The following is a 26,266-nucleotide window of genomic DNA, read 5'->3' on the forward strand; positions in this document are numbered from 1 at the left end:
TTTTACTCACTTATTAATAAATTAACTAACTTTTGCTCGCTATGTTCTAATTTTTCATTCTTTTGAAAAATAAAAATATTACGCGTCCTTTGTCTTATGGTTTGAATTTTTGCTGCACATAAAACAAGTTCAAGTTCATTAAAAACATTCATCAAATACGCCATTAAACCCTGCTGATCTTTCGTATTAAGACCTAATTTGGCATACATTTTAGAATAGTTTAAGTCTAATTTTAACTCATCTTTTTTAATGATTGGCTTTTTAATTTTTTTCAAATTAAAACCAGAAAGATTTGAATTTAAAAGCTCGCAAAGTTTTAGTTTTTGCTCATCACTGATAATATTATCATATTCAAATCTTAAATAAATTTTATTATCAAAAAGTTCAAAAAAATTCATGAAAATAAGATTTAAATTTGTTAAAGAACTTAAAATAATGGCAATATTAAAATGAAGTGGTGCAACAATTTGCAAACTAAGATTTGTTTCATTATTAAACCAAAATTTAAAATCATTTTCTTTGGCTAATTTAGAAATCATAACAATATCTTCAAAAGTATTTTTTATAATAAAAAGATTTGATTTGATATGTATGATTTTATCTTGCAAAATTTCATCTTGCTCTAAAAAAATCTTACTTCTTTTAAGTGTTAATTCTTTTTTTACTCTTCTTGCGCTTTCTTCAAGTAGATTTTCATCTTCAAAACCTTGTTTTGCATTTTCTAAAAGTTTATCAAGAACTCTAAAATAAAAAGCATTATAATTTAAAGCCTTAGCCTTTAGCCAAGTTAAAGTATATAAAAGCTCTAAATTTTCTAAATTTTCTAGCTTAGAAACCAAGCTACTTACAACAATAGGATTGTATATATCTTCTTTTTCTACAAGATCTTTTAAGGCATTATTGTTTTTAAATATCTTAAGACCCCATTCTAAAATTTCATTCTTTAAATCAAATTTAGAGCAATACGCTCTATATATGCCTGCTAAAGAAATTTCATTTTCACTTTCTATAGCGCTTAAAAGTATCACAAGCTTTAAAATCATTTTTTCATCGGTTTTAAGTTTTTGGAGTATCTCAAGCTCATCTTCGTATTTTTCAAATTCACTTAACATAAGAAAAACTTGCTCATCAAAACTATAATTTCCTTCTTCATCGCTTAAAAAACGAACTGTCCAAAAAGGCTTACATAAATCTTTTAAAATTCCACTATCAAGCAAAAGTTTTAAAACACAAAAACTATGCCTTTTATAAAAAATTTTCTCAAAAAGTATTAAAGCTTTTTCTATATCTTTTTTACCGTATTTCAATCTTCTTAGGGCAAAAACCAAGTTAAGATCGAAAATAACATGTTTATCTTCAAGTTTTAATAAGTATTCTAAAACTTCCACAAGAGTTTTAAATTTATATTCTTGTTTAAGAGTATGATTTAATCCATCTTGAATTTGCTTTGCTAAAAAGTGTGTATAAAAACCTATAGTATGCATACTTTGCAAAGCCTTTTGAACCAACAACTCATTTGCTCCAAAATGTTTTTTAGCTTTTTTATACATTAATTCACTCAAATCATGAACATTAATAAGTAAAAATTCATCCTCATCTTTAGCACTTAATAAATTCATCGCTGATTTTAAAGAAAGTAAAAAATCTCCAGCTAAACGCAACTCGCTTAAATTTTTTTCATCTATAAAATTTAAAGCATAATTTTTTGGAGAAGTCTTAAAAAGAACAAGCAAACTCTCTAAGGATCTTAAATGATTTAATCCGCCAAAATCTTTTAAGATATTAAATTCTTGCTTTATAAATGGAATGTCAAATTCTTTAAAATTTTCTAGCAAAAGCTTGGCAAAATCATTTTTATTTTCTTTTAAAATACTCTCAAATTTTGTCTTAATCCCTTTAAATAAAATCCTAGAACCACATATGAAACGAGTTTGTATTATAGAAGTCTTAAGCTCATTGCTAGCATTATAAAGTCCATTAAATTCTAAGATAACCGAATCAATTTGCAAATGCGCATCATTTAAAATTTCGATAAAAGCCTTAATCATAGGTTTTAAATGAAAAGCCTTAATATCTTTATAAACAAAAATCAAAGAAATACTTTCATTAAAACAAAGACTATTATTTGCATATGCTTTGCTTGCTAAAACACAAAAAGGGATATTATCACTTGGAGGTGAAAAATCATCAAAATAATCTTTAAGAACTATATCATAAGCTTTTTTTATGAAATTATCCATATTTTTAGAATGATATAAGCTAAACGCCCCTTGCTTAAGAAAAAATTTTCTACAACTTTGGGTATAGGAACTAAGATTTTTTTTAAAAATTTCTAATTCTTTATTTAACAAAATTTCTACTCTCTTTAAAATTTTAATATTTTAATAATAATCTTAACAAAAATATCTTTTATTTTGGCTTTTTCTATAAACTCTTTTTCAGTAAGCAAAAATTATAATGCTTTATTTAAAAACAGCAAAAGAGTAAAATTAAAATGAAAAATTTAATCACCAAACTAGAAAATGAAGAAAGATTAAACCAAGAAGAAGCCAATGCACTTTGGGATCTAGATCTTTTTACCTTAGGCAAATACGCTCACAAAAAACGCACTAAACTTCATGGAAAAAAAGTCTATTTTAATATCAATCGCCATATCAACCCAACTAATATCTGTGCAGACACCTGTAAATTTTGCGCCTTTTCAGCGCACCGAAAAAATCCTAATCCTTATTTGATGACTCATGAAGAAATCATGAAAATCGTCGATGAAACTGTAAAACGAGAAACCAAAGAAGTGCATATCGTTTCAGCTCACAACAAAGATACAACTTGGCAATGGTATTTAGAAATTTTTAAAATGATAAAAGAAAAATATCCTAATCTTCATGTAAAAGCTATGACTGCTGCTGAAATTGATTTTTTACATCGTCGTTTTAAAATGAGTTATGAAGAAGTGATAGAAAAAATGCTTGAATACGGCGTTGATTCCATGCCAGGCGGTGGAGCTGAAATTTTTGATGAAGAAGTGCGTAAGAAAATTTGTCATGGAAAAGTTAGCAGTGAAAATTGGTTTAAAATTCATAAACTTTGGCATGAAAAAAGCAAGCAAAGTAATGCTACCATGCTTTTTGGACATATAGAAGAAAGACATCACAGGATCGATCATATGTTAAGACTGCGTGATCTTCAAGATCAAACCGGTGGATTCAATGCTTTTATCCCTCTAGTTTGGCAAAGGGATAATAGCTTTATACAAACTGATAAAATCATGGATAGTGAAGAAATTTTAAAAACCATTGCCATTTCTCGTTTAGTGCTTGATAATATCAAAAATATCAAAGCTTACTGGGCAACAATGACTTTAAATTTAGCCATGGTAGCACAAGAATTTGGAGCTAATGATTTAGACGGCACTATAGAAAAAGAAAGTATACAAAGTGCAGGTGGTGCAAAGTCCGCCAAAGGCACAAGTTTAAAAACTTTTATCGATATGATAAAAACTTCAAATCTTATTCCTGTAGAACGCGATAGTTTATACAATGAGCTAAAAACCTACTAAGGAGAAAAAATGAGCTTTTTTAAACTCAAAGAAAACAATACGAGTTTTAAAACCGAAGTTATAGCAGGACTTACTACTTTTTTAGCTATGGTTTACATTATCCCCGTAAATTCTAGCATAGTAGGAAATACAGGAATGCCTATAGAAGCTTTAATCACCGCAACAGCTTTAATTACCATAGTTGCAAGTGCTTTTAATGCTTTTTTTGCCAATACTCCTGTAGCTATGAGTGTAGGAATGGGTTTAAATGCTTATTTTACCTTTGCGGTTTGTTTAGGTCAAAACATAGCTTGGCAAAGTGCCTTAGGAGCTGTTTTTATTTCAAGTATTATTTTTCTCATACTTTCTTTTACGCATTTTCGCCTTTGGGTAATCCGCAATATCCCAAAAGATTTACGCCTTGCAATTTGTGCGGGCATAGGTTGTTTTATTGCATTTTTAGGCTTAAGTCAAATGGGTGTGATAATGCATAATAAAGATACCTTAGTCAGCATAGGAAATTTCAAAAGCCCTCATGTGCTTTTTGGAATTTTTACTCTAGCTTTAATCATCTTTTTTTGGGCTATAAAACTTCGCGGAGCTTTTATTTTGGGGGTATTAGCAAGCTCTATTATTGCTTGGATTTTCCATTTAGACAATGCAAGTTTTCCTGTGCAAATCTTTTCTTGGCCAAATTTTAGCATGGAAAATGGTTTAGGAGCCATCTTTTTACAACTTGATATCAAAAGCGCCTTAAATATTACTATGATACCTATAATTCTTACTTTTTTTATCACTCAACTTTTTGATAGCATAGGAACTATCACAGGTGTGGGTGAAAGAGGAAAGATTTTTGATGATCCCAAAAATGGAGAAAAAAAACTAAGCAAAACCTTAATGGCAGATGCAACAGGATCAGCCTTAGGAGCTATGACAGGCACTTCTACAGTTACAGCCTTTGTTGAAAGCACTACAGGGGTTGAAAGCGGAGGAAGAACTGGGCTTACAGCTTTAGTTGTAGCTATTTGTTTTGCTTTTACACTTTTTTTACTGCCACTTTTTAAAGCCATTCCTGCAAACGCAATATACCCCGTACTTGTAATGGTTGGAATTTTAATGTTTATGGAAGTTAAAAATATAGATTTTAAAGATAGTGCTATAGCTGCAGCAAGCTTTTTTACTATCATCATGATGCCTTTTACTTACTCCATCACCACAGGTTTTGCTTTTGGTTTTCTTTCTTATTTACTTGTAAGAATTTTTAAACGCGAATGGGATAAAATCAATCTTGGCATTATAGTTTTAAGTTTATTATCTTTGGGTAATTTTTTACTTATGGCACTACAATAAATAAGGATATATAATGATATTTTACTCCTATGAAGAATTTAAAGAAGATGTAAAAATTCTTGCTAAAGAAATTAAAGAAGATTTTAACCCTGATGCACTTTTAGCTATAGCAAGAGGGGGGATGAGTTTAGGACACTCTTTAGCAGTGGCTTTAAAAACGCGTCAACTTTTTGCTTTAAACTCAATTCATTACGATAATACGAAAAAACTTGATACTATTGAAATTTTTAACATTCCTGATTTAAGCAAGCACAAAAAAATTCTACTCATTGATGATATAGTAGATAGTGGAGAAAGTTTAGCAGAAATAAAAAAAGTTTTGCTTGAAAAATTTCCTCATATAGAACTTAAAATTACAACCATTTTTTACAAAAAAACCGCTCTTTTAGAGCCTGATTTTAAAGTAAAAGAAGCTACTGAATGGGTGGATTTTTACTGGGATATAAACCTTGATTAAAAATTTGCTATAATTTTACTTTTAAAATTTTTAGGAGTTTTTGCTTGAGAATAAAATTTATATCTTTTATTTTAATTTTTTTTGCTATTTTTGCTTTTGCTAAAGAACAAAATTTAGATGATTTCGAACAAGAATACCAAAACTATCAAGTAAACGATCCACTTTCAGGATATAACAAAGCTATGACAAGTTTTAATGTGGCTTTGTATGATTATGGTTTGCGTCCCGTTCTTAAGGGCTATAACACTATCACTCCTGAATTTATAAGATTAGGGGTAAGAAATTTCTTTGATAATTTACTTGCTCCTTTGCGTTTTGTAGGCAATATTTTGCAGTTTAAATTTGAAGAAGCGGGAGAAGAATTTAAAAGATTTACCGCCAATACCATTATGGGCTTTGGTGGACTTATGGATGTGGCATCAAAAATGGGTCTTAAAAAACATCCCGCGGACTTAGGAACCGTTTTGGCTCACTGGGGTGTAGGAAGCGGTTTTCATATTGTCTTACCTATACTCGGCCCTAGTAATCTTAGAGATACTCTTGCTTTACCTGCAACTTGGTATGCAAGTTTTACTGCTTACATTGATCCTACTTGGGCAAGTATAGCTATAAGTGCTTATGGATTTGGTAATGAACTTAGTTTTAGACTTGATGAAATTGATGAAATTTATCACAACACGCCTAATTTATATCCATTCTTGCGTGATGCTTACGAGCAAAGACGCAATGAACTTAGCAAATAAAGGAAAATAATGAAAAAAATATTTTTAATCTTGGTTTTATTTTTTAATGCTTTTGCCTTGCAGCTAGATGAAATTTCTAGTACTATGCAAAAAAACATTGATGCAAGCTTAAAACTTTTACAAGATAGCAAAGAAGGCAAAAAACAAGCTGCTGATGGAATTTTTAAACTTTTTGATAGCATAATAGATTATAAACTCATGGCAAAACTCAGTCTTTCGAAAAATTATTCTAAATTAAATCCAAAAGAACAAGAAAAATTTACCACAGCCTTTGAAGCAAGTCTTAAAAAAAGTTTTACCGATAAACTCAGTCTTTATAAAGATCAAGTTTTAAAGGTCAAAAATGGTGAGTTAAAAAATGAAAAACGCTATTTTTTAACTACTTCTATGGTAGTAGATGGGGAAGAAAAAAATATCATTTTTAAATTTTACAATGATAATAATAACTGGCTTATTTATGATATAGATGTTTTAGGTGTGAGTATAGTACAAACTTATAGATCACAATTTGGAGATATTTTAGCCAACCAAGGCTTTGATGCCCTACTTCAAAAACTTGAGAGTATTGTCATAGAATAATGTTTGCAAAGCTTTTAAAGTTTTTTATTTCTCGTCCAAAAAGTACTTTTTTTGGAACCTTGTTTATATGCCTGTTTTTAAGCTTTTTTGCTTTTAAGCTTAGCGTAGATGCAAGTGCTGAAAGTTTACTTTTAGAAGATGATACAGATTTAAAAACTTTTAGAGAAATTTCAAAACATTATAAAAGTGATAATTTTTTACTTTTAGCCTTCAAACCCTATGATGAAAAACCTTTTTCAAATGAAAATTTAGCCAAATTAAAAAAACTTCATGAAGAATTAGAAAAGGCCCCTTTAGTAGAGCGCGTTTTTAGCATCATCAATGCCCCTTTGCTTCAAAGTTCACAAAATACGGATTTAAAAGAACTGTTAAAAAATATCCCAAACATAGAAAGCCAAGATATAAACCGCACAAAAGCCCGAAACGAAATTTTAAATAGTCCCTTTTATAAAAATAATATCATCTCAAAAGATGGAAAAGTAACAGGGCTTATTATTTACTTAAAGCCTGATACAGTTTATAATGATCTTGTAGAAAAACGCGATCTTGCTACCGATGAAAAAGAAAAAGATCAAATTCGTCTTGCTATAAAAAAACATCAAGACAAGCAAAAAGTTATCACGAAACAAAGTCTAGATACTATTAAAAGCATAGTTCGAAATTATGAAAAAAATAAAGATACGCTCTACCTTGGTGGCGTAAGCATGATCGCTGATGATATGATAGCTTATATAAAATCTGATCTTGTACTTTATGGTGTTTCTCTTGTATTTTTACTAGGACTTGCACTTTATTATTTTTTCCGTTCATGGTGCTTTGTTTTTTTACCTCTTTTTATTTGTTTTATAAGCTTAAGTGCAGCTAGTGGAGTTTTTGCACTTTTAAATTTTCAAATCACGGTTATTTCATCAAATTACGTTGCTTTGGTTTTAATTATCACCTTAAGTGTAGTTGTTCATTTAATCACGCATTTTATCGAAAGCACTCAAAATCATCCCAAAGCTAAAGTTGAGCGCATAGTGCTTGAAACCTTACTAGCCAAAGCAAATCCTAGCCTTTATGCCATTGTTACAACGATGATAGGATTTTTTTCTTTAATCTTTTCAAATATCGAACCTATCATAAAACTTGGTATTATGATGAGTATGGGTATAGGTTTAGCTCTTATCTTTAGTTATTTATTTTTAGCAAGTATCTTGGTTCTTTTAAAACCAAAAAATTATCATAAAAAAGAGTTTAAATTTAATCTTTTAGCCTTTTGCGCTAAAACCGCTCTTGATCCTAAAAAACGTCGCATGATTTATGGAATTTCAGTTCTTGCTATAATCTTAGCTTTAATAGGTATTTCAAAACTCAGGGTTGAAAATTCTTTTGTCAATTATTTCAAAGATGGTAGTGAAATCAAAAAAGGACTTTTGGTTATTGATAAAAATCTAGGTGGAACCTTGCCTTTAGAAGTGATCATTCGTTTTCCAAATAATAAAAACGATCAAAATACAAGCGATACTCTTGATAGTTTTGAAAGTGAATTTGAAAATTTAGCCACACAAGAAACTTATTGGTTTGACTCTAAAAAAACACGTATTGCAAAAAAAGTTCATGAATTTTTAGAAAACAAAGAATTTGTAGGCTCGGTTTTAAGCCTTAATAGTCTTTTAACCCTAGGGAAAAATATCAACAATGGAAAAGAGTTAGATGATTTTGCCCTTGCGTTTTTAAATGAGAATTTACCTGCTAAATTTAAACAAGACTTGCTTTCACCTTTTGTAAGTATAGAGAATAACGAGTTAAGATTTAGTATGCGTATTGTTGATTCTGATCCGAATTTAAGACGTAATGAATTTTTAATAGATCTTAAAAAACAGCTCAACGAGCTTGTAAAAAATGATGGAGTAGAAGTTCAAATCACAGGTATAATGGTACTTTATAATAATATGCTCCAAAGTCTTTTTTCATCGCAATTTGATACTCTTATATTTGTAATTTTAGCTATTTTTATACTTTTTATCATTGTTTTTAGAGATTTAAAATTTTCAGTTGCGGCTATATTGGTAAATGTTATTCCTTTAAGTGTGGTTTTTGCTCTTATGGGGCTTTTAGGTATTCCTTTGGATATGATGAGTATTACTATAGCTGCTATTGCTATAGGTATAGGCGTTGATGATGCTATACATTATATTTATCGTTTTAGGGAAGAAATTAAAAACAAAAGCCTAGAAGAAGCCATTATAATTTCTCACCTTAGTATAGGTTCGGCACTTTATTATACTACCATTAGCATAGTTTTAGGTTTTAGTGTTATGATGAGTAGTAATTTCATTCCAACGATTTATTTTGGAATTTTAACCGTTTTTGTAATGATTTTGCTTTTAAGTGGAAGTTTGTTCTTATTACCAAGCTTTTTAATCACTATTTATTCTAAGAAAACCAAGTTTCCAAACCAACATAAAGAGCATATATTAAAACAATAATAGCTATATATTTTAAAAAATTTTTCATTTTTATCCTTTATTTAAAATCTTTAAAATGATTTTTGCAAGCTCTAAAGCTTTAAAACGATGAGAGATATTATTCTTCTCATCCACGCTAAGTTGGGCTAAGGTTTTATCAAAACCCTTTGGAATAAAAAGGCTATCATAACCAAAACCATTTTCACCTTTTTCTGTATCTATTACTTTTCCATGCATGGTTCCATGCGTACTAAATTCCCCCATCAAACCTACCATAGCAATAGCAGCAACATAATGCGCCTTACTTTGTTTAAAACCTTTTTTTATCATTTCATTGACAAGTTTATCACGGTTACTTTTATCATCGCCCTTACCGCTAAATCGAGCAGAATAAATTCCTGGATTTCCTTCTAAAACATCTACACAAATGCCACTATCATCACTTAAAGCGATAAAATCTTTTTTTTGCTTTTCATCCAAAGCATTAAAAACCGCTCTTGCTTTAATCAAGGCGTTTTCTTTAAAAGTTTTTCCATTTTCTTCAATCTCAAAAGGCATTAAAACTTCATCAAAAGCATAAATTTCAAAATCTTTTAAAATTTCTTTAAGTTCTAAAACTTTATGTTTATTGCTCGTAGCTAGGATAATCTTCATAACAAAAGCTCCAAAATAATATCAAAACAAAAATATGATTTTATAAAATTTATCCTTGTGCGTAGCTTTTAAATATCAAATGATAAAACGATGTTAATCAATGCTTAATCCATTTCATAGTAAAATTATCCTAATTTAAATTTCAAATTTAATAGGAAATTGATAATGCTAAATTATGTCTTACCCTTATCTTTCATAGTTGGAACAAGATTTTTTGGGCTGTTTATAGTTTTGCCAGTTTTAAGTCTTTATGCTTTAAAACTTGAAGGTGCTAATGAATTTTTAGTGGGACTTTTAGTTGGTGTTTATGCCTTAACTCAAATGATTTTACAAGTGCCTTTTGGGATTTTAAGTGATAAAATTGGTCGTAAAAAAACCATGCTCATTGGACTGATTATTTTTATAATAGGCTCTTTAATCTGCTCTTTTGCGGAAAATATTTACACCATGCTTTTAGGAAGAATGCTCCAAGGTGCAGGAGCTATTGGAGCTGTGGCTACAGCAATGATAAGTGATTTTATCACAGAAGAAAATCGTGGTAAAGCCATGGCGGTAATGGGTTCTTTTATAGGACTTAGTTTTGCAGCTTCTATGGTGATCTCTCCTTTAATGAGTGCAAAATGGGGTTTATCTAGCCTTTTTGATCTTAGTGCAGCTTTGTCTCTTTTATGTATAATTTTGCTTTATACTATTGTACCTAAAGAAAACAAAATCACTCATGAAAATGAAAAAACTCCTTTTTTTCATCTTATTAAACAAAAAAATTTAGCCCTTATGAATCTTACTAATTTCATGCAAAAAATGCTTATGAGTATAGCATTTTTAAGCATTCCTATCATTCTAGTAAAACATTTAGGCTTTGCTTCTGATAAACTTTGGATTGTTTATAGCGCTTCTATGGTAGCAGGTTTTATCGCTATGGGCTTTGCTGGAAGTTTAGGCGAAAAAAGAGGTTTAGCTAAACAAATTTTACTCTTAGGAATTGTTTTTTTCATACTTGCTTATCTTTTTTTTACTTTTAGTAATTCTATAGATTTTTTTATCATAGCAGTTGTGATTTTTTTTATAGGTTTTAATTTACACGAGCCTATTATGCAAAGTTGTGCATCAAAATTTTGTAAAGTTCATGAAAAAGGTGCGGCATTAGGGTTGTTTAATGCTTTTGGATATGGTGGAAGTTTTATAGGTGGTATTATCGGAGGGACATTTTTACATCTAGATGCCTTAAATCTTTTAGCTATTATTTTAGTAATTTTAGCTCTAATTTGGCTTGTGGCATTATTTTTCTTAAAAAATCCAGCTGATTTTAAAAACCTTTATCTACCTTTAGAAACACCTTTAAATTTCAGTACTTTTAGTGAAAATTTAGGGGTTGTAGATATTTATAAAAACTCTAAAAATCTTGTTGTTAAATTTGATAGCAAACTTACAAATAAAGAAGAATTAGAAGGCAAAATTAAGATCTAATTTTGCCCCGCAAAACCCATTGCTTTTATCATCACTTTTGCCTTGCAATCTGCACAACAATAAAGTGTTTTGATTTTATTCTCATCATTACCAAATTTAGGCTTCATTAAATTGGCTATTTTTTCTACAGCTTTTTTGGTGGCAAATTCTTTACCACATTCTATACAGGCAAAAAGCTCATCTTTTGCCATGGTTTGATATTCAAAATAAGAAGCTCTAAACTCCATTCCACTACGAAATAATTTTAAAGTATCTTTTTCGGCACAACTTAACTCACAATACCCACAAGTCGTACAAAGAGAAGCATTGAATTTCAAAGCATTTTCTTTAGCATCAGCGATTAAAGCTCCTACATTACAGGCACCCACACAAGAAAGACAAAGCGTACAGGTGTTAGGATTGATTTCTACCTTGCCATAACGCAACCATTCGCCACTTTCTATACTGCCAAAATCTTCATTTTTTATCATTTCTTGCATTCTTTTGGCAAAATTTTCTCTTGTAGTTAAGGTGTTATTATGAAAATCATATTTTAAATCTTGTATGAATTCTTGCTCTTTTAAAACATTTTGCAATTCTTTTTCATCTTTAGCAACAAAAATAGCTTTTTTTTGAAATTTTCTCTCAAAAAAAGTATTTAAAAGCGTAATGGCTTCATTGCTACCACGAGATACAAAGTCCGTATAAAAAACCAAATTTGCACCACTATTTTGCAAAAGTGTTAAAAAATGCATAGAAGAAAGCCATTTTTCACCCTCTATCATAAAGGGTAAAACATCTTTTGATAAAGCAAGATTTAAATTTTCTAAAGACATTTTTTTAGGAATGATTAAAATTTTTTTATCTTTATAAAACTCACAAAGGGTAAAAAAACTTTCTCTTGGCATAGGAGCATAATCAAGCGATCCGCTAGGACACACACTAATACATCCTCCACAACCCAAACAATCCACTTGAGAAAATTCTAAATGCTTTTTTTCATCATCTTTTAAAATCGCCACAGTAGGACAAATTTCAGCACATTTTGCACAATGCTCACTGCGTCTTTCGTGGTATTGACACACGCTAGCATTATAGCTAATATAAGTTTTATAGTGATATTTTGGACTTTTGCTTTGTAAAAACTCCAACAATACTTCAAGATTTTCAAAATTTAAAAGATTATAACATCCACTTTGTCTTGTAAAATCTTTACGCATAACGCTTAAATCCTCAGCTTTAAAAAGTAAAAAATCAAAATCTATTTCAACTTCTTCGCCTTGATTTTTAACCACAGCACAAAGCTCCCCTACACTTCCAAAAACAGCTAAAATTTCTGCACTACTTAAAGCAATAACCTTAAATCCATGTTCTTTTAAAAAATCTACAGTTTGAGTATCGCTATCTGCTAAAATCAAACGATTTTGCACTTCTTTGCTTTGTTCTAAATCAAGCCCTAAATCATAAACACTAGCTCTTGCTTCATAAAGCGTTAAAACATTTTTACTTTGCTCTAAAATTTCATCTTGAGAATTTTTAAGATAAAAATTAATCTCAGGGGCATAAATTTGTGCTTTTTGATTTTTATCATTGCAAATTAATGCTTCTTTATCATTTGCCTGATCTAAAATTTCAATAGCATCAGGCAAAGGGATTAAAACATCATTTTTTATATAAACAAAATCTTGCATTATCTTCCTTAATCTCTTTAAAACATCATTTTATAAATTCTATGTTAAAATAACCAAATATTTTCTTAAGGCTTAAGATGAACAAATTTAGAACTTTTCCACAGATTAACACTCTTATTGAAGATGAGAGTTTAAAATCCTATCCTTTTTATATCAAAGCATTTTTTTGTAAAAAAGTTGTCGCAAAACTAAAAGAAAATTTTTCCCAAGATGAAATTTCTAAAGATAAACTACTTTTAGAAATCAAAAAAGAAATCAAAACTTTTTACCGCAAAGATTTACAAAGTGTGATTAATGCAAGCGGAGTGGTTATACACACAAACCTTGGTAGAAGTGTAATCCATGAAGAACTTTATGAAGCGTGTAAAGATATCATTTGTAATTATTCTAATGTAGAGTTTGATTTAGAAAATGGAAAAAGAGGCTCTCGCTATGCTTTGGTGTTGGAAAAACTTAAAATGCTTTTTGAATGCGAAGATGCTTTAGTAGTCAATAACAACGCTGCGGCAGTTTTTTTAGTGCTTAATTCTCTTTGTTATGATAAAGAAGTCATAAGCTCAAGAGGAGAACTTGTAGAAATTGGCGGAAGTTTTCGTGTGCCTGAAGTGATAAAAGCTGCAGGTGTAAAGCTTTGCGAAGTTGGAACTAGTAACAAAACACACTTAAAAGACTATGAACAAGCTATCGGTGAAAATACCGCTCTAATTTTAAAAACCCACAAGTCTAATTTCGCTCTTATGGGTTTTCACAGTGAAGTAAATATAAAAGATCTACATGAACTAGCAAAAGAAAAAGGGCTTTTGAGTTATTATGATCTAGGTTCTGGCTGGTGTGAAAATTTAAATGAAAAGCTGATTAAAAATGAACCTAAAATCAAAAAACTCGTACAAGAATGTGATATTTTAAGTTTTAGTGGAGATAAACTTTTTGGTAGTGCGCAAGCAGGCATTATACTTGGAAAAAAAGAACTCATAGAAAAACTTAAACAAAATCAACTTTTAAGAATGCTAAGAGTGGATAAATTAACTCTATCTTTTTTAAACGAAAGCTTAAAAGCTTATTTGCAAAAAGATTATAAAAAAATTATTACCTTAAAACTTTTAAATGATGACTTATCCTTTATAGAAAAAAAAGCTTTAAGAGTGCAAAAAGAATTAAATTTTCAAACCCAGCTTAAAAAAAGCAAAAGTTTAGTAGGAGGAGGTTCTATGCCTGATAAAAGTTTAGATACTTATATACTAACTTTTCAAGGAGATGCTTTAAAACTACAAACTCGATTTAGAAAAGAAAATATCATAGGACGCATTGAAAATGATGAATTTGTTCTTGATTTTAGAACTATACGAGAAAATGAACTTCAAAAACTTATTCTTACAATCAATCAAATGGAAAACTTATGAAATCTGTTATTATAGGAACCGCAGGACATATTGATCATGGAAAAACTTCACTCATTAAAGCTTTAAATGGTTTTGAAGGCGATAGTTTAAAAGAAGAACAAGAAAGACAAATCACCATTAATTTAAGTTTTTCAAATCTTAAATTAAAAGATAAAAACATTTCTTTTATCGATGTTCCAGGACATAAAGATTTGGTTAAAACTATGGTAAGTGGAGCTTTTGGCTTTAGTGTTTGTTTATTTGTCGTAGATATTAACGAGGGTTTAAAAGAACAAAGTTTAGAACATTTAGAAATTTTAAAAATTCTTGATATTAAAAATATCATTTTAGTACTTAGCAAATGCGATCTTTGTGAAAACATAGAGCAAAAAAGTGTAGAAATTTTAGAAGAGTTAAAAAATTTAGATTATCCCATTTTAAAAGTATTTCATACCAGTATAAAAAATAATCAAGGCATAGAAGAATTAAAAAATTATCTTTATACCATAGAAAACAAAGAAAATGATGAAGAACTGATTTTTCATTATTATATCGATAGAGTTTTTTCTCTAAAAGGCATAGGAACTGTCGTCACAGGCAGTCTAAATGAAGGAAGTATCACTTTAAATGAAAAAATCATCTGTTTAGACACTCAAAAAGAACTCATTGTTAAAAATATACAAAATCACGATACTAATTTAGAGCAAATCAAAGCTTGTAACCGTGTGGCTTTGAGTTTAAATTGTGATTATAAAGAGTTAAAAAAAGGTTATTTGCTAAGTAAAAAAGGTTATTTTAAAGCCTTTAAAGAATGCGATGCTTTAGTTAAAGCAAAAAATTTACAAAATAACAAAATGATTTTTTGCGTGGGTTCAAGACAAATAGAATGCAAAATAAATATATTAAAAAAACTAGAAAATGATGAATTTTTTGTGCATTTTAGTTTTGATAAAAATGTATTTTTAAGTTTTGATGAGGCTTTTATTTTATTACAAAACAATCGTGTTATAGGCGGTGGTAAGGTTTTAAATCCTTTAAGCGAACCTTTAAAAAAAGAACAAAAAAATAAATTTTTAATGTTTTTGAAAAATAAAGATTTTAAAGCGGCTTTTTCTTTCTTAAAAGACGCACACAAATACGGCTTTGGCTTGCTTTCAAGTTATCAGAGATTTAAACTTTCTCATCAAAAAGCATTGAAATTAGCAAAAGAATTAAATCAAGTATTTGTTGATGAAAAAAATCTCAATGTATATCATTTACAAAGTCTAGAAGAAATTAAAAATTTCATCAAATTCATACTTGAAAAAAATCCTTATGCCATGCTTTCAGCACATTCTTTAGCTTTAAGGATTACTTGGGCAAGTGAAAATTTTTGCGAACTTGGGCTTAAAGAAATGTCAAATTTATTGGATTTTCACAATGGAATTTATTTTAAAAAAGGTATAGATTTTGAGAAACTTCAAGAAAAAAACAATAATCAATTATATGAAATTTTAAAAAAACAAGGTATTAAACCCGAAGCTCCTTATAATCTTTATGATTTTTTAGAACTTGATAGAAAAAGCGGAGATAATATACTCAAAAAACTTACCCAAAAAGGCTTAGTTGTAAGACTTTCACACAATCTTTTTATAGAAAAACAAGCTCTTGAAAAACTTATGCAAGAATGTTTAAATTTATTAAAAAATCAAAATCTTGATGTGCAAAGTATGAAAGAATATTTTAATCTTTCAAGAAAATATGCTATTGCTTATTTAGAATACTTAGACAAATTTCCTCAAGTAAGCAAAGAAGCTGAAAAAAGATTTTTAACAAACATTTAGAAAATCATTATAGAATTAAACATAATTTATTTAAAGGATTTATAAACTATGAAAAAATTAAGTTTAATTCTTGCCTGTTCAGCATCTTTGTTTGCTGCAAGTAATTCAGAAATTAGTGATTTTTATTCAAAAAGCATTAAAGCACAATTTCCAAATGCTACCGTTAGTGTATCAAATCGTCAAAAGGTTGGTAATACGGGTTTTGAAAGTGTTATTGTAAGCGTTGAATTAAATGGACAAAAACAAGAAAACATTCTTTTTACAAAAGATAGTCTTATTACCCCTGATCTTATCGACTTGAAAACGGGAATTTCTTATGCTCAAGAATATGAAATGAAAAAATTTCAAGAAGCAAGAGAAAATTTTACAAAAAATGCTAAAGCTGTAGCACAAAAAGAAACCATGGTAATAGCTTTGGGAGATAAAAATAAACCTGCAATTTATGTTTTTTCAGATCCTGAATGCCCTTATTGTAGAGAACATTTAGCTCAAATTGATGATGAACTTAAAAACTATCAAGTTAATTATATTTTAACTCCAGTACATGGAAAATCTGCTTTTGAAAAATCCGCTCTAATCTACAAGGAAGCAAAAAAAGCAAAAAATGATAAAGAAAAAATCGCAATTTTAAACAAATACTATGATGCAAATATCAAAAATTATCCAAAAGTAAGTGATGCAGAATTAAAAGAAGTTTTTTCCTTATATGAAAAATATCGCTCATTAGGTCTTAGCGCTACTCCAACTATTATTAAATAAACCTAATGTCTAAAATTACTTTAATTTTAAGCTTTTTTATAGCACTCTTTATGAGTGCTTGCACCAATGCAACTTTCATACAAAGCTTTATTCAAACAAGCAATGAAGGCATTTTTATCAGATCACAAAAACAACAAAGTTTTAAAATTTCCTTTCAAAATCCTAGCCAACTTCGAACTACTTTGGATAGAGATTTGGCTTTAAAACTTAAAAATTTAGGCTTAAAAGAAGTAAAAGAGAATACAGATTATGAAATTTTAATCAATCTTGTAGATATGAAAAAGCATTCTTATGCTCAAAAAATCACAACTTCAGCAAGATTTTTTTATGATTTTGATCCTTTGGAAAGTGATGGAGAATGGATGGTAGAAAACTACTATACTATGCAAGTTAATTTACAAATCAACTCTAAAAATCACAATTCTCAAAAAACAAGTCTTCTTGCAAGAACAGCTTATCTTAGAAATAAAGAACGCTGTCAATTATCTTTAGAAAATAAAATTATAAATCAAATAGTGAGTTTTTTTTATTTTTAAGAAAAGACAATCAAGAGTATAAAAACTCTTGATTTTAAGAATTATTAAGCAAAATAAGGTTTGATTTGTTCTACCCAAGCATCAATTCTTGATTCAGTTTGATCTTCTTGATTATCATTGTCAAGAGCAAGTCCAACAAATTTACCATCTACAACCGCATCGCTTGCTTCAAATGTATAACCATCAGTTGAAACTTCTCCTACCAAATTTGCACCTGCATCTTTTAAATTTTGAGCTAATTTACCCATGCCACCACAAAAAGTGTCAGAATAACTTTCACTATCACCCATACCAAATACAGCTACAGTTTTTCCACCAAGACTAAGCCCTGAAAAATCAAAACCATCCCAATCATCTTGTAAATCACCACTTCCCCAAGTTGAAGTTCCACAAATTAATTTATCGTAAGAATTCATTTTAGCCGCATCAATATTTGAGATATTAAAAACATCGCTAATTCCAAGTTTTGAAGCAATTGTATTAGCCACTCCTTCTGTATTTCCCATAGCACTACCATAGATTACTGCTACTGACATTATTTTCTCCTTATAATTTGATTTGATATTTTATACGGAACTAATTTTAACATAGTTTTGTTTAAATCACACAAAAAATGTTTTATTTCAATAAAATGTGTGAAATTTTTGTTACGCGGACAAACAATATAAAATTTTTCAAAATTGTTTTCTTTTATTAAATTCAATAATCCATGAATTTCATTTTCAATTTTTAAATTATGTGTATTAATCTCTTTGCAAAGTGGTAAAATTGCAAATTTCTTATCTATTATAATAATATCACCATCTTGATCTATATTTTTTCCATTATTTTGAAAAGAAACCTTATCATAAACATAAGAGCTAAATAAAATTTGCGCATCAAAACAAATGCCATAAAGATAAATTCTTAAAAGTCTTAAAAGATCGACATTCTTAGATATTTTAGTATTAAAAATTAAGCTTTTTCTTTTTTGAAAGTAAAAAGCGTATGCATTAAGCTTGATATTTATATTTTGAATCTTACCAAATGAAACATGCATTATATCATGTAAAAAATTTCCAAATATCATTTTTAAACTCTTGGTATTTTTTGCATATGAAAGAGGAATTTTTAGAGCGCTATCAACGCTCGCATTATATTGAGTTAAAAAAGTCAACATAAGCTCTTGATTGTTTAAATAGCGATAAATTTGCGGTATAAATTCTTGCTTATCATCAAATCCAAATAACATCTTTAACCTTTATAGCAAGAAAATTCTTTATTAAGATTAAAAATTTTACAATATTCACAATACACACAACTTACACTTCTTTTTGCACAAACTAATGGAATTTTACGCTTTTTAGCTTCATTTTTGATTTTTTTCATAGTATTATGATTTAAAAAGCTTGTTAACATTACTATACATTCTGTATCACAAGGAATCGGCTTGCGATTAACTCTATTTTCATTACGCGCATCCCAGTGTTCTATTTTTTTAGCACCTAAATCATGTAAAACAGCTCTAATAGGAGTGATTTCATCTGCACCAATAACCAAAACTGACATAAATTCTCCTTTGTGATTTTTAAAATATATTTTGATAATTATTATTATAATATAAAAAAACTAAATTTATTTTGAAATTTATTATCAATAAAATGCAATTATTCAGTTAATTTTAATTTTTAATAGATATAATTTACCAATTAATAAAATTTATTATTTAGGAGAAAACAATGAAAAAATTAACTAACGATTTTGGAAACATTATAGCCGATAACCAAAATTCATTAAGTGCAGGCGCAAAAGGACCTTTGCTTATGCAAGATTATCTTTTGCTTGAAAAACTTGCTCATCAAAATAGAGAAAGAATTCCAGAAAGAACCGTTCATGCCAAGGGAAGTGGGGCTTATGGAGAAATAAAAATCACCGCTGATTTATCTGCTTATACTAAGGCAAAAATATTTCAAAAAGGAGAAATAACTCCTCTTTTCCTACGCTTTTCTACTGTTGCAGGTGAAGCAGGTGCAGCAGATGCTGAGCGTGATGTACGTGGATTTGCCATTAAATTTTACACCAAAGAAGGAAACTGGGATTTAGTAGGAAATAATACTCCAACTTTTTTTATCCGTGATGCGTATAAATTTCCTGATTTCATTCATACTCAAAAAAGAGATCCAAGAACTCATCTAAGAAGTAATAATGCTGCTTGGGATTTTTGGAGTTTATGTCCTGAAAGTTTACATCAAGTAACCATTCTTATGAGCGATAGAGGAATTCCTGCAAGTTATCGTCATATGCATGGATTTGGAAGCCATACTTATAGTTTTATTAATGATAAAAATGAAAGATTTTGGGTGAAATTCCATTTTAAAACCCAACAAGGGATTAAAAATCTTACCAACCAAGAAGCTGCCGAGCTTATAGCAAAAGATAGAGAAAGTCATCAAAGAGATCTCTATAATGCTATAGAAAATAAAGATTTTCCAAAATGGAAAGTTCGAGTTCAAATTCTTGCTGAAAAAGATATAGAAAAACTTGGATTTAATCCTTTTGATTTAACAAAAATTTGGCCTCATAGTCTTGTGCCTTTGATGGATATAGGCGAAATGATTCTAAACAAAAATCCTCAAAATTATTTTAATGAAGTTGAACAAGCTGCCTTTAGTCCAAGCAATATCGTTCCTGGAATTGGCTTTAGCCCTGATAAAATGTTGCAAGCTAGAATTTTTTCATATCCTGATGCACAAAGATATAGAATAGGAACTAATTATCATCTTTTACCAGTAAATCGTGCAAAAAGCGAAGTGAATACTTACAATGTCGCTGGTGCTATGAATTTTGATAGTTATAAAAATGATGCAGCTTATTATGAACCAAACAGCTATGATAACAGCCCAAAAGAAGATAAAAGCTATCTTGAACCTGATTTAGTCTTAGAAGGCGTGGCACAAAGATATGCTCCACTAGATAATGACTTTTATACTCAACCAAGAGCTTTATTTAATCTTATGAATGATGATCAAAAAACTCAACTTTTTCATAATATCGCTGCTTCTATGGAAGGAGTTGATGAAAAAATTATCACTAGAGCTTTAGAACATTTTGAAAAAATTTCACCTGATTATGCAAAAGGAGTTAAAAAAGCTTTAGAAAAATAATTTTTACTTGCCACTTTTGATGGCAAACTAAAGATTATAATAATTAAGGAAAAAGAATGACAACTCTTAGTTTAGAAGAAGAAAAAAGATTTGAAGAACTTTGTAAAATGGCTTTTAATTTTGCAAGAAATAATGAATGTGAAAATCTTAAAATCATGATAGAAGCAGGTTTAAATGTAAATTTAAAAACTCATAAAGGCGATAGCTTGCTTATGCTTGCAGCTTACAATAATTCTTATGAAAGCGCTAAAATGCTTTTAGAAAAAGGTGCAAAAGTAGATGAAAAAAACGATCGTGGACAAACCCCATTAGCAGGAGTTTGTTTTAAAGGATACTTACCTATGTGTGAACTTTTAGTTAAATATGGGGCAAATATTGATGAAAACAATGGTTTAGGAATGACACCTTATACTTTTGCTATTATGTTTGGACGCAAAGATGTGGCAGAATTTTTACTCAAAAAATCTAAAAATAATTTTTTAAAGAAAATAAGCTTAAAAATACTAAAATTTATCAAAAAATTTTAGTTATTTTTTAAATTTCTTCAGATACCTATAAACACTAGGTTCTGAAATTTTTAAAAATTTTGCTACGATAGGAACCGCTCCTTTTATATTAAAAATACCTTTTTCATATAGCTTTTCAGCAATTTCTTCTTTTTGAGTAATGCTTAATTGATAATCAGAATTTAAATAACTAGAATCTACACTCTGAACTAAAATATCCTCTATTGAGTGACTTAATGTTTCTATGCTTGAATCATTTTGAGAAAAACTAATGTTTCCTAAAATTTCACCCATATCTCCAATTTTTTCTAAATCAATCATCTTGCATATTAAATCTCTCATAATGCTAGTATCATGATTGATACACAAAATACCTACTAATTTATCATGATTTTTAATAAAAAAAGTAGATCCTCTAATTAATTTTGATTTTCCAGCAAGAGCCTTATAATCACATAAAAAATCTTTTTCTAAATATTTTTTATTTTGTATAAGCTCACTTGCAAAAGCACTCAAGGGAGATTCAAGAGTTCTACCGCTGACATGACTATTTGCAATAGCTGCTATATAAGCACCCTCTTTAGAAAGAACATGAAAAACCACTTCATACTGCTTACCTAAAACTTGTCCTAAAAAATTCGTGAGCTTTATAAATTGCTCTTTTTGTTTTTCATCCATGAAAATATTCCTAAAATAATAAAATTTAGAATCCAAAGCTTAAATTTTAACTTTAATTTTTTAAAAATATTCTTAAAGATAATATTTTATTATCGTGATAATAAAATATTGACAAATTATTATTATAGTGATAAAATACGTTTATTTAATTTACATTAATAAAAAAGGAGAGAAAATGTCAAATTATCCAAAGGCTATCGGCCCTTACTCAGCTTATAGAGAAGCAAACGGCTTGCTTTTTATCTCGGGACAACTTCCTATCAACCCTGCTTCAGGAGAAATAGAAAGCTCTGATATCAAAGAACAAACCAAACAATCTTTAAAAAATATCGGCGCTATCTTAGAAGAAAATGGTATCAGTTATGATAAAGTGATTAAAACCACTTGCTTTTTAGCTGATATTAATGATTTTGTAGCATTTAATGAAATTTATGCTGAATTTTTTAAAGCTCCTTATCCAGCAAGAAGTGCTTTTGCAGTAAAAGATCTGCCAAAAAAAGCTAAAGTAGAGATAGAGATCATCGCTCAAAAAGGATAAAACATGCTAGGTATTGTTTTTTCTTTATTTAGTATTTTTTTACTTGTTTTTATGCTTTATAAAAAAATCAATGCTCATATGGCTTTGCTTTTAAGTGGTTTACTTTTACTTTCCTTAGCTGCTATTTTTGGACTTTCTCCACACATTGTCGCTAAAGGTTCTTTAAATTTAGGTTTTTTTGATATTTTTCAAGTTTTCAATCAAACCATGTCAAATACATTAGCAGGGCTTGGACTTACACTTATGACTATAGCAGGTTTTTCTGCTTATATGGATCATGTAGGGGCTTCTTATGCACTTTTTAAAGTTTTTGAAAAACCTTTAAAAGCCGTAAAATCTCCTTATGTTTTACTCATAGTTGCTTATTTTATCGTGCAATTTTTAGTTCTTTTCATCCCTTCTCACGCAGGCTTAGCACTTTTACTTATGGTTACTATGTATCCTATACTTGTACGCTCTGGTGTTTCAAAACTTTCTGCCTTAAGTGTGATTGCGATTTGTCAATATATCGATCATGGACCTGGAAGTGGAAATGTGATCATGGCGTCAAAAGTAGCTGAAGTTGATCCTGCAATTTATTTTGTTCATTATCAACTCCCTACAACCTTGCCTATCATTATAGCTGTAGGTATTGCGATATATCTTTGCAATAAATTTTTTGACAAAAAAGATAATTTTGTCTTCAATGCACAAGAAATTGAAAAAGAACTAAATGAAAATGAAGGTAAAGAAAAAGAACTTAAAAAGCCTCCTAGAATTTATGCGATTTTACCTATAATTCCTTTGGTTTTAATCCTAGGATTTAGTTCCGTGCTTGATAGCATCTTGGTTTTAATGGGAATAAGTAGTGCCCAAGAAGTTAAAGCAGCTGCTAGTACTGCCATTAAAATGAATGTTCCAGTAGCAATGGTGATTTCAACTTTTGTGGCTATTATTTTTGAAATGATACGCTATAAAAGTATAGTAGAAACTCTTAATTCTATTATGATTTTCTTTAAAGGAATGGGACATTTATTTGTTATCACAGTTTCACTCATCGTTTGTGGTCAAGTATTTGCAAGCGGTCTTTTATCTGTAGGTTTTGTAGATACTTTAATAGAATTTTGCAAAAATGCAGGATTTGGAGTACTTGCTATCATCATCGCAGTTTCAATCTTGCTTACAGTTTGTGCTTTCTTAATGGGTTCAGGAAATGCGGCATTTTTTAGCTTTGCTCCACTTATCCCAAATATAGCAAAACACTTTGGAGTTGAAACTATCACCATGATAGCACCAATTCAAATCATGACGGGTTTTGGAAGATGTGTGAGCCCTATAGCACCTGCTATTTTAGCCATTTCAGCTATTGCAAAAGTCAGTCCTTTTGCCGTATAAAAGAACGGCTATTCCTATGCTTGTAGCGGCTATTGTAAATATCATTATGACTTATATTTATCTTTAAAAGGAGAAAAAAATGAACTCAAAAACTAAACTTATTCATTGTGGCAGAGGCGATCAAAATGTTGAAGTAAGATCAGTCAATCCTACGCTTATGCGTGCATCAACGATACTTTTTAAAAATCATGCCACTTGGCAAAAATATAGAGAATTAAGAAAAACTGATCGTGTATTAAGCTATGGTGCTAGAGGAACGACAACTAACTTCGAACTTGAAAAACTTATCTGCAGCTTAGAAGGCGGCTACAGAGCTCAACTTTTCCCAACAGGACTTGCAGCACTTGGGTACTTTTAAACTATGCTAGTAAAGACGCGCATTTTTTAATCACTGATGCAATCTATGGGCCTGTAAGAACAATTTGTGAATTATTTTTAGAAAAAATGGGTGTTGAGATTGATTTTTTAAAAGCCGATGCAAGTGATGTAGAAGAAAAAATCAAGCCTAATACCAAACTCATCCTATGCGAAAGCCCTGGTTCTATACTTTATGAAATCATAGATTTGCCAAAGCTTTGCAAAATTGCACACTCTCATAATATTCCTGTAGCTATTGATAATACTTATTCAAGCGGATACTTCCTAAATCCACTTGAGCTAGGCGTAGATATTTCGGTTATAGCTGCGACAAAATATCTTAGCGGTCACTCTGATGTTACCATGGGTGTAGTGGTTATCAATGAAAAAGAATGGAAAAATTTTGACAAACTCCCTGAAGCTTTAGGCTTTACAACAAGCCCTGATGATGCTTATTTAGTTCTTCGTGGTATGAGAACTTTAGATGTAAGAATGAAAGCTCATGAAAAAAGTGCAGATGAAATCGTAGAGTTTTTACAAACAAGAAAAGAAATTAAAACTATTTTCTATCCAAAACTCAAAACCCATCCAAACCATGAAATTTTTATGCGCGATCATAAAGGTGCTAACGGTATGGTTACTATCGAATTTGCAGAGGGTTATAGTAAAGAAGATGCTATTAAATTTGTAGATGAGTTAGAATATTTTTCTATAGGTGCTAGCTGGGGTGGCTATGAAAGTTTAGCAACTGTAACTACTCCACCAAGAACTGCAACAGACTGGAGCAAAAGAGGTCCATTTGTAAGATTTCATATAGGACTTGAAGATACTAAAGACTTGATTGCTGATTTAGCTAAGGCTTTTGATAGTATTAAAAAATAAGGAAATAAAATGACTGGAATTAGCGTATTTGATCATAAATTATTAGCAGATTCATGGAGCACGCAAGATATGCGTGCTGTTTTTTGTGAAGAAAATCGCGTACAAAAATGGCTTGATGTTGAAGCAGCATTAGCAAAAGCACAAGCAAAACTTAATATCATCCCCCAAGAAGCAGCAGATGAAATTGCAAAAAAAGCTTATTATAAATTTATGGATATGGATTTTATTTTTAATGAATTTAAAAAAACCAAACATCCTTTAGTTCCTACTGTTAGGGGATTAGAAAAAGCTTGCGATAATAATCTAGGCGAATATGTACATTTTGGGGTAACCACTCAAGATATCATTGACACAGGACTTGTTTTGCAATTTAAAGAAGCTATGACTCTTGTAAAAAGCGAATTAAAAGCCATTGCAAAAGCTTTAGCAAAACTTGCTAAAACACACAAAAATACTGCTATGATGGGAAGAACTCTTGCTTTACAAGCTTTACCGATTACCTTTGGGCATAAGGTAGCCATCTGGCTTAGCGAGCTTGATCGTCATTTTGAAAGAATACTTGAACTTGAAAAAAGACTTTATGTAGGCAGCATAGTAGGAGCTGTTGGAACCAAGGCTAGCTTAAGTGATGAATGTAATGAAGTAGAAAAACTGACTTTAGAAAATTTAGGACTTGAAGTACCTAATATCTCTTGGCAGAGCGCACGTGATCGCTTTATAGAACTTGGTTTTGTACTAGGCAATATCAACGCAACCTTTAACAAAATCGCTCATGAAATTTTAATCCTTTCACATAATGAAATTGATGAAGTTGCTGAACCTTTTGGCAAAGGACAAGTAGGATCAAGCACTATGCCACACAAAAGAAATCCTGCAGTAAGCGAAAATGCAGTTACAGTAAGCAATGCCTTTAAAGCAAATTTAGCAATCTTAAGCGACATAGAAAGACATGAGCATGAAAGAGATGGACAAGTTTGGAAAATGGAATGGAAACTTTTACCTGAAATGTTTTTAATGCTTTCTGTGGTTTTAGCAAATATGAAATTTGCTCTTAGTGACCTAGAAGTTAAAAAAGATAAAATGCTTAAAAATTTAAATACTCTTAATGGTTTTGTTTTAGCAGAGCGTGTTATGTTTGCATTAAGCGATCATTATGGAAAACAACACGCCCATGAGATTGTTTATGAAAATGCTATGCTAGGTATCGAAAAACAAAAAACCTTTAAAGAAGTTTTACTTGCAGATAAAAGAGTATCTAAGGTATTAAAAGAAAAAGAAATCGATGCTTTGCTTGATGCAACAACCTATGTAGGATATGCACCTAAACTAGTAGATGAATTTTTAGAAAAAATTCAAAATCATGCTATTTTACAATAGGAAAAA

At 29.8% G+C, this 26,266-nt stretch carries 22 protein-coding genes and 2 pseudogenes; 17 read left to right on the plus strand and 7 right to left on the minus strand.

The features are described 5' to 3' along the window. Positions 1-2 precede the first annotated feature (2 nt). Positions 3-2,351: a nucleotidyltransferase gene (locus OT390_RS06950; RefSeq protein WP_002868467.1), complete on the minus strand. Its 2,349-nt coding sequence runs from the start codon at positions 2,349-2,351 to the stop codon at positions 3-5. A 143-nt stretch (positions 2,352-2,494) separates the two neighbouring features. On the opposite strand from OT390_RS06950, the gene mqnE reads away from it, so the two are divergent. The 6 genes from mqnE to OT390_RS06980 are packed head-to-tail and all read left to right on the plus strand — an operon-like array spanning position 2,495 to position 9,138. Beyond that, entirely contained in the window at positions 2,495-3,559 is a 1,065-nt protein-coding gene (gene mqnE, locus OT390_RS06955; protein ID WP_002884164.1) for an aminofutalosine synthase MqnE, read from the plus strand. 9 nt (positions 3,560-3,568) lie between these two features. Next, complete coding sequence (locus OT390_RS06960) at positions 3,569-4,888, plus strand: NCS2 family permease (protein WP_032586817.1); 1,320 nt, start codon at positions 3,569-3,571, stop codon at positions 4,886-4,888. A 13-nt stretch (positions 4,889-4,901) separates the two neighbouring features. After that, on the plus strand, positions 4,902-5,345 hold the full coding sequence (locus tag OT390_RS06965; RefSeq protein WP_002852389.1) for a phosphoribosyltransferase: 444 nt from the start codon (positions 4,902-4,904) through the stop codon (positions 5,343-5,345). 44 nt (positions 5,346-5,389) lie between these two features. Next, positions 5,390-6,088 (plus strand): VacJ family lipoprotein, encoded by a 699-nt coding sequence (locus tag OT390_RS06970; RefSeq protein ID WP_002859657.1) that lies wholly within the window; start codon positions 5,390-5,392, stop codon positions 6,086-6,088. 9 nt (positions 6,089-6,097) lie between these two features. Next, entirely contained in the window at positions 6,098-6,667 is a 570-nt protein-coding gene (locus OT390_RS06975; protein ID WP_032587640.1) for an ABC transporter substrate-binding protein, read from the plus strand. Further along, the gene (locus OT390_RS06980) at positions 6,667-9,138 is read left to right on the plus strand and encodes an RND family transporter (protein WP_394535988.1); all 2,472 of its coding nucleotides are present in this window, start codon (positions 6,667-6,669) and stop codon (positions 9,136-9,138) included. The genes OT390_RS06975 and OT390_RS06980 overlap by 1 nt, the downstream gene beginning before the upstream one ends. A 30-nt stretch (positions 9,139-9,168) precedes the next feature. On the opposite strand, the gene rdgB is transcribed toward OT390_RS06980, so the two are convergent. Beyond that, entirely contained in the window at positions 9,169-9,771 is a 603-nt protein-coding gene (rdgB, locus tag OT390_RS06985) for an RdgB/HAM1 family non-canonical purine NTP pyrophosphatase (protein ID WP_002855675.1), read from the minus strand. Between the two features lie 165 nt (positions 9,772-9,936). On the opposite strand from rdgB, the gene OT390_RS06990 reads away from it, so the two are divergent. After that, positions 9,937-11,238 carry an MFS transporter gene (locus OT390_RS06990; protein WP_011049967.1) on the plus strand — a complete coding sequence of 434 codons (1,302 nt, stop codon included), beginning with the start codon at positions 9,937-9,939 and terminating at the stop codon, positions 11,236-11,238. Here the strand turns inward: OT390_RS06990 and OT390_RS06995 are convergent. Further along, positions 11,235-12,908, minus strand: coding sequence for an ATP-binding protein (locus OT390_RS06995; RefSeq protein WP_394535987.1), 1,674 nt, complete (start codon positions 12,906-12,908; stop codon positions 11,235-11,237). The genes OT390_RS06990 and OT390_RS06995 overlap by 4 nt on opposite strands. Before the next feature lie 77 nt (positions 12,909-12,985). On the opposite strand from OT390_RS06995, the gene selA reads away from it, so the two are divergent. From selA to OT390_RS07015, 4 genes are read left to right on the plus strand one after another with little or no spacing between them, the layout of a single operon-like run. Then, on the plus strand, positions 12,986-14,308 hold the full coding sequence (gene selA, locus OT390_RS07000; protein ID WP_002882676.1) for an L-seryl-tRNA(Sec) selenium transferase: 1,323 nt from the start codon (positions 12,986-12,988) through the stop codon (positions 14,306-14,308). Next, positions 14,305-16,110, plus strand: a complete 1,806-nt coding sequence (gene selB / locus OT390_RS07005; protein WP_032586826.1) for a selenocysteine-specific translation elongation factor — start codon at positions 14,305-14,307, stop codon at positions 16,108-16,110. The genes selA and selB overlap by 4 nt, the downstream gene beginning before the upstream one ends. Before the next feature lie 48 nt (positions 16,111-16,158). Then, on the plus strand, positions 16,159-16,869 hold the full coding sequence (locus tag OT390_RS07010) for a thioredoxin fold domain-containing protein (RefSeq protein ID WP_002855861.1): 711 nt from the start codon (positions 16,159-16,161) through the stop codon (positions 16,867-16,869). Positions 16,870-16,874: 5 nt separating this feature from the next. Beyond that, entirely contained in the window at positions 16,875-17,405 is a 531-nt protein-coding gene (locus OT390_RS07015; protein ID WP_032586828.1) for a hypothetical protein, read from the plus strand. A gap of 44 nt (positions 17,406-17,449) precedes the next feature. Here OT390_RS07015 and fldA read toward each other — a convergent pair whose 3' ends face one another. From fldA to OT390_RS07030, 3 genes are read right to left on the minus strand one after another with little or no spacing between them, the layout of a single operon-like run. Next, positions 17,450-17,941 (minus strand): flavodoxin FldA, encoded by a 492-nt coding sequence (gene fldA / locus OT390_RS07020; protein ID WP_032586830.1) that lies wholly within the window; start codon positions 17,939-17,941, stop codon positions 17,450-17,452. Continuing rightward, positions 17,941-18,636, minus strand: coding sequence for a hypothetical protein (locus tag OT390_RS07025; RefSeq protein ID WP_002875249.1), 696 nt, complete (start codon positions 18,634-18,636; stop codon positions 17,941-17,943). The genes fldA and OT390_RS07025 overlap by 1 nt, the downstream gene beginning before the upstream one ends. 2 nt (positions 18,637-18,638) lie before the next feature. Beyond that, positions 18,639-18,953, minus strand: a complete 315-nt coding sequence (locus OT390_RS07030) for a DUF2325 domain-containing protein (RefSeq protein WP_002855637.1) — start codon at positions 18,951-18,953, stop codon at positions 18,639-18,641. Positions 18,954-19,123: 170 nt separating this feature from the next. Here OT390_RS07030 and OT390_RS07035 point away from each other — a divergent pair, with 170 nt between their 5' ends. Both OT390_RS07035 and OT390_RS07040 read left to right on the plus strand, forming a co-directional pair. Next, complete coding sequence (locus OT390_RS07035) at positions 19,124-20,548, plus strand: catalase (RefSeq protein WP_032586831.1); 1,425 nt, start codon at positions 19,124-19,126, stop codon at positions 20,546-20,548. A gap of 56 nt (positions 20,549-20,604) precedes the next feature. Further along, complete coding sequence (locus OT390_RS07040; protein ID WP_002858381.1) at positions 20,605-21,075, plus strand: Cj1386 family hemin-binding protein; 471 nt, start codon at positions 20,605-20,607, stop codon at positions 21,073-21,075. Here OT390_RS07040 and OT390_RS07045 read toward each other — a convergent pair whose 3' ends face one another. Then, entirely contained in the window at positions 21,076-21,732 is a 657-nt protein-coding gene (locus tag OT390_RS07045; RefSeq protein ID WP_032586834.1) for a transcriptional regulator, read from the minus strand. 175 nt (positions 21,733-21,907) lie between these two features. Here OT390_RS07045 and OT390_RS07050 point away from each other — a divergent pair, with 175 nt between their 5' ends. The 4 genes and pseudogenes from OT390_RS07050 (at position 21,908) to purB (ending at position 26,260) form a co-directional block, all read left to right on the plus strand. After that, the gene (locus OT390_RS07050; RefSeq protein ID WP_002779137.1) at positions 21,908-22,270 is read left to right on the plus strand and encodes a RidA family protein; all 363 of its coding nucleotides are present in this window, start codon (positions 21,908-21,910) and stop codon (positions 22,268-22,270) included. 3 nt (positions 22,271-22,273) lie between these two features. After that, positions 22,274-23,711 (plus strand): annotated as a pseudogene (gene dcuC / locus OT390_RS07055) (C4-dicarboxylate transporter DcuC). Between the two features lie 12 nt (positions 23,712-23,723). After that, positions 23,724-24,883 (plus strand): annotated as a pseudogene (locus OT390_RS07060) (trans-sulfuration enzyme family protein). Positions 24,884-24,892: 9 nt separating this feature from the next. Further along, positions 24,893-26,260, plus strand: a complete 1,368-nt coding sequence (purB, locus tag OT390_RS07065) for an adenylosuccinate lyase (RefSeq protein ID WP_032586839.1) — start codon at positions 24,893-24,895, stop codon at positions 26,258-26,260. The last annotated feature ends 6 nt before the right edge of the window (positions 26,261-26,266 follow it).

This window comes from Campylobacter sp. CFSAN122748 (assembly GCF_045277125.1).
Lineage (GTDB): Bacteria > Campylobacterota > Campylobacteria > Campylobacterales > Campylobacteraceae > Campylobacter_D > Campylobacter_D jejuni.

What these genes read in the sequence shown, in the direction of transcription:
- mqnE (WP_002884164.1), top strand. Translation starts at nt 2,495, where the DNA reads ATGAAAAATTTAATCACCAAACTAGAAAATGAAGAAAGATTAAACCAA.
- OT390_RS06960 (WP_032586817.1), top strand. Translation starts at nt 3,569, where the DNA reads ATGAGCTTTTTTAAACTCAAAGAAAACAATACGAGTTTTAAAACCGAA.
- OT390_RS06965 (WP_002852389.1), top strand. Translation starts at nt 4,902, where the DNA reads ATGATATTTTACTCCTATGAAGAATTTAAAGAAGATGTAAAAATTCTT.
- OT390_RS06975 (WP_032587640.1), top strand. Translation starts at nt 6,098, where the DNA reads ATGAAAAAAATATTTTTAATCTTGGTTTTATTTTTTAATGCTTTTGCC.
- OT390_RS06980 (WP_394535988.1), top strand. Translation starts at nt 6,667, where the DNA reads ATGTTTGCAAAGCTTTTAAAGTTTTTTATTTCTCGTCCAAAAAGTACT.
- rdgB (WP_002855675.1), bottom strand. Translation starts at nt 9,771, where the DNA reads ATGAAGATTATCCTAGCTACGAGCAATAAACATAAAGTTTTAGAACTT.
- OT390_RS06990 (WP_011049967.1), top strand. Translation starts at nt 9,937, where the DNA reads ATGCTAAATTATGTCTTACCCTTATCTTTCATAGTTGGAACAAGATTT.
- OT390_RS06995 (WP_394535987.1), bottom strand. Translation starts at nt 12,908, where the DNA reads ATGCAAGATTTTGTTTATATAAAAAATGATGTTTTAATCCCTTTGCCT.
- selA (WP_002882676.1), top strand. Translation starts at nt 12,986, where the DNA reads ATGAACAAATTTAGAACTTTTCCACAGATTAACACTCTTATTGAAGAT.
- selB (WP_032586826.1), top strand. Translation starts at nt 14,305, where the DNA reads ATGAAATCTGTTATTATAGGAACCGCAGGACATATTGATCATGGAAAA.
- OT390_RS07010 (WP_002855861.1), top strand. Translation starts at nt 16,159, where the DNA reads ATGAAAAAATTAAGTTTAATTCTTGCCTGTTCAGCATCTTTGTTTGCT.
- OT390_RS07015 (WP_032586828.1), top strand. Translation starts at nt 16,875, where the DNA reads ATGTCTAAAATTACTTTAATTTTAAGCTTTTTTATAGCACTCTTTATG.
- fldA (WP_032586830.1), bottom strand. Translation starts at nt 17,941, where the DNA reads ATGTCAGTAGCAGTAATCTATGGTAGTGCTATGGGAAATACAGAAGGA.
- OT390_RS07025 (WP_002875249.1), bottom strand. Translation starts at nt 18,636, where the DNA reads ATGTTATTTGGATTTGATGATAAGCAAGAATTTATACCGCAAATTTAT.
- OT390_RS07030 (WP_002855637.1), bottom strand. Translation starts at nt 18,953, where the DNA reads ATGTCAGTTTTGGTTATTGGTGCAGATGAAATCACTCCTATTAGAGCT.
- OT390_RS07035 (WP_032586831.1), top strand. Translation starts at nt 19,124, where the DNA reads ATGAAAAAATTAACTAACGATTTTGGAAACATTATAGCCGATAACCAA.
- OT390_RS07040 (WP_002858381.1), top strand. Translation starts at nt 20,605, where the DNA reads ATGACAACTCTTAGTTTAGAAGAAGAAAAAAGATTTGAAGAACTTTGT.
- OT390_RS07045 (WP_032586834.1), bottom strand. Translation starts at nt 21,732, where the DNA reads ATGGATGAAAAACAAAAAGAGCAATTTATAAAGCTCACGAATTTTTTA.
- OT390_RS07050 (WP_002779137.1), top strand. Translation starts at nt 21,908, where the DNA reads ATGTCAAATTATCCAAAGGCTATCGGCCCTTACTCAGCTTATAGAGAA.
- purB (WP_032586839.1), top strand. Translation starts at nt 24,893, where the DNA reads ATGACTGGAATTAGCGTATTTGATCATAAATTATTAGCAGATTCATGG.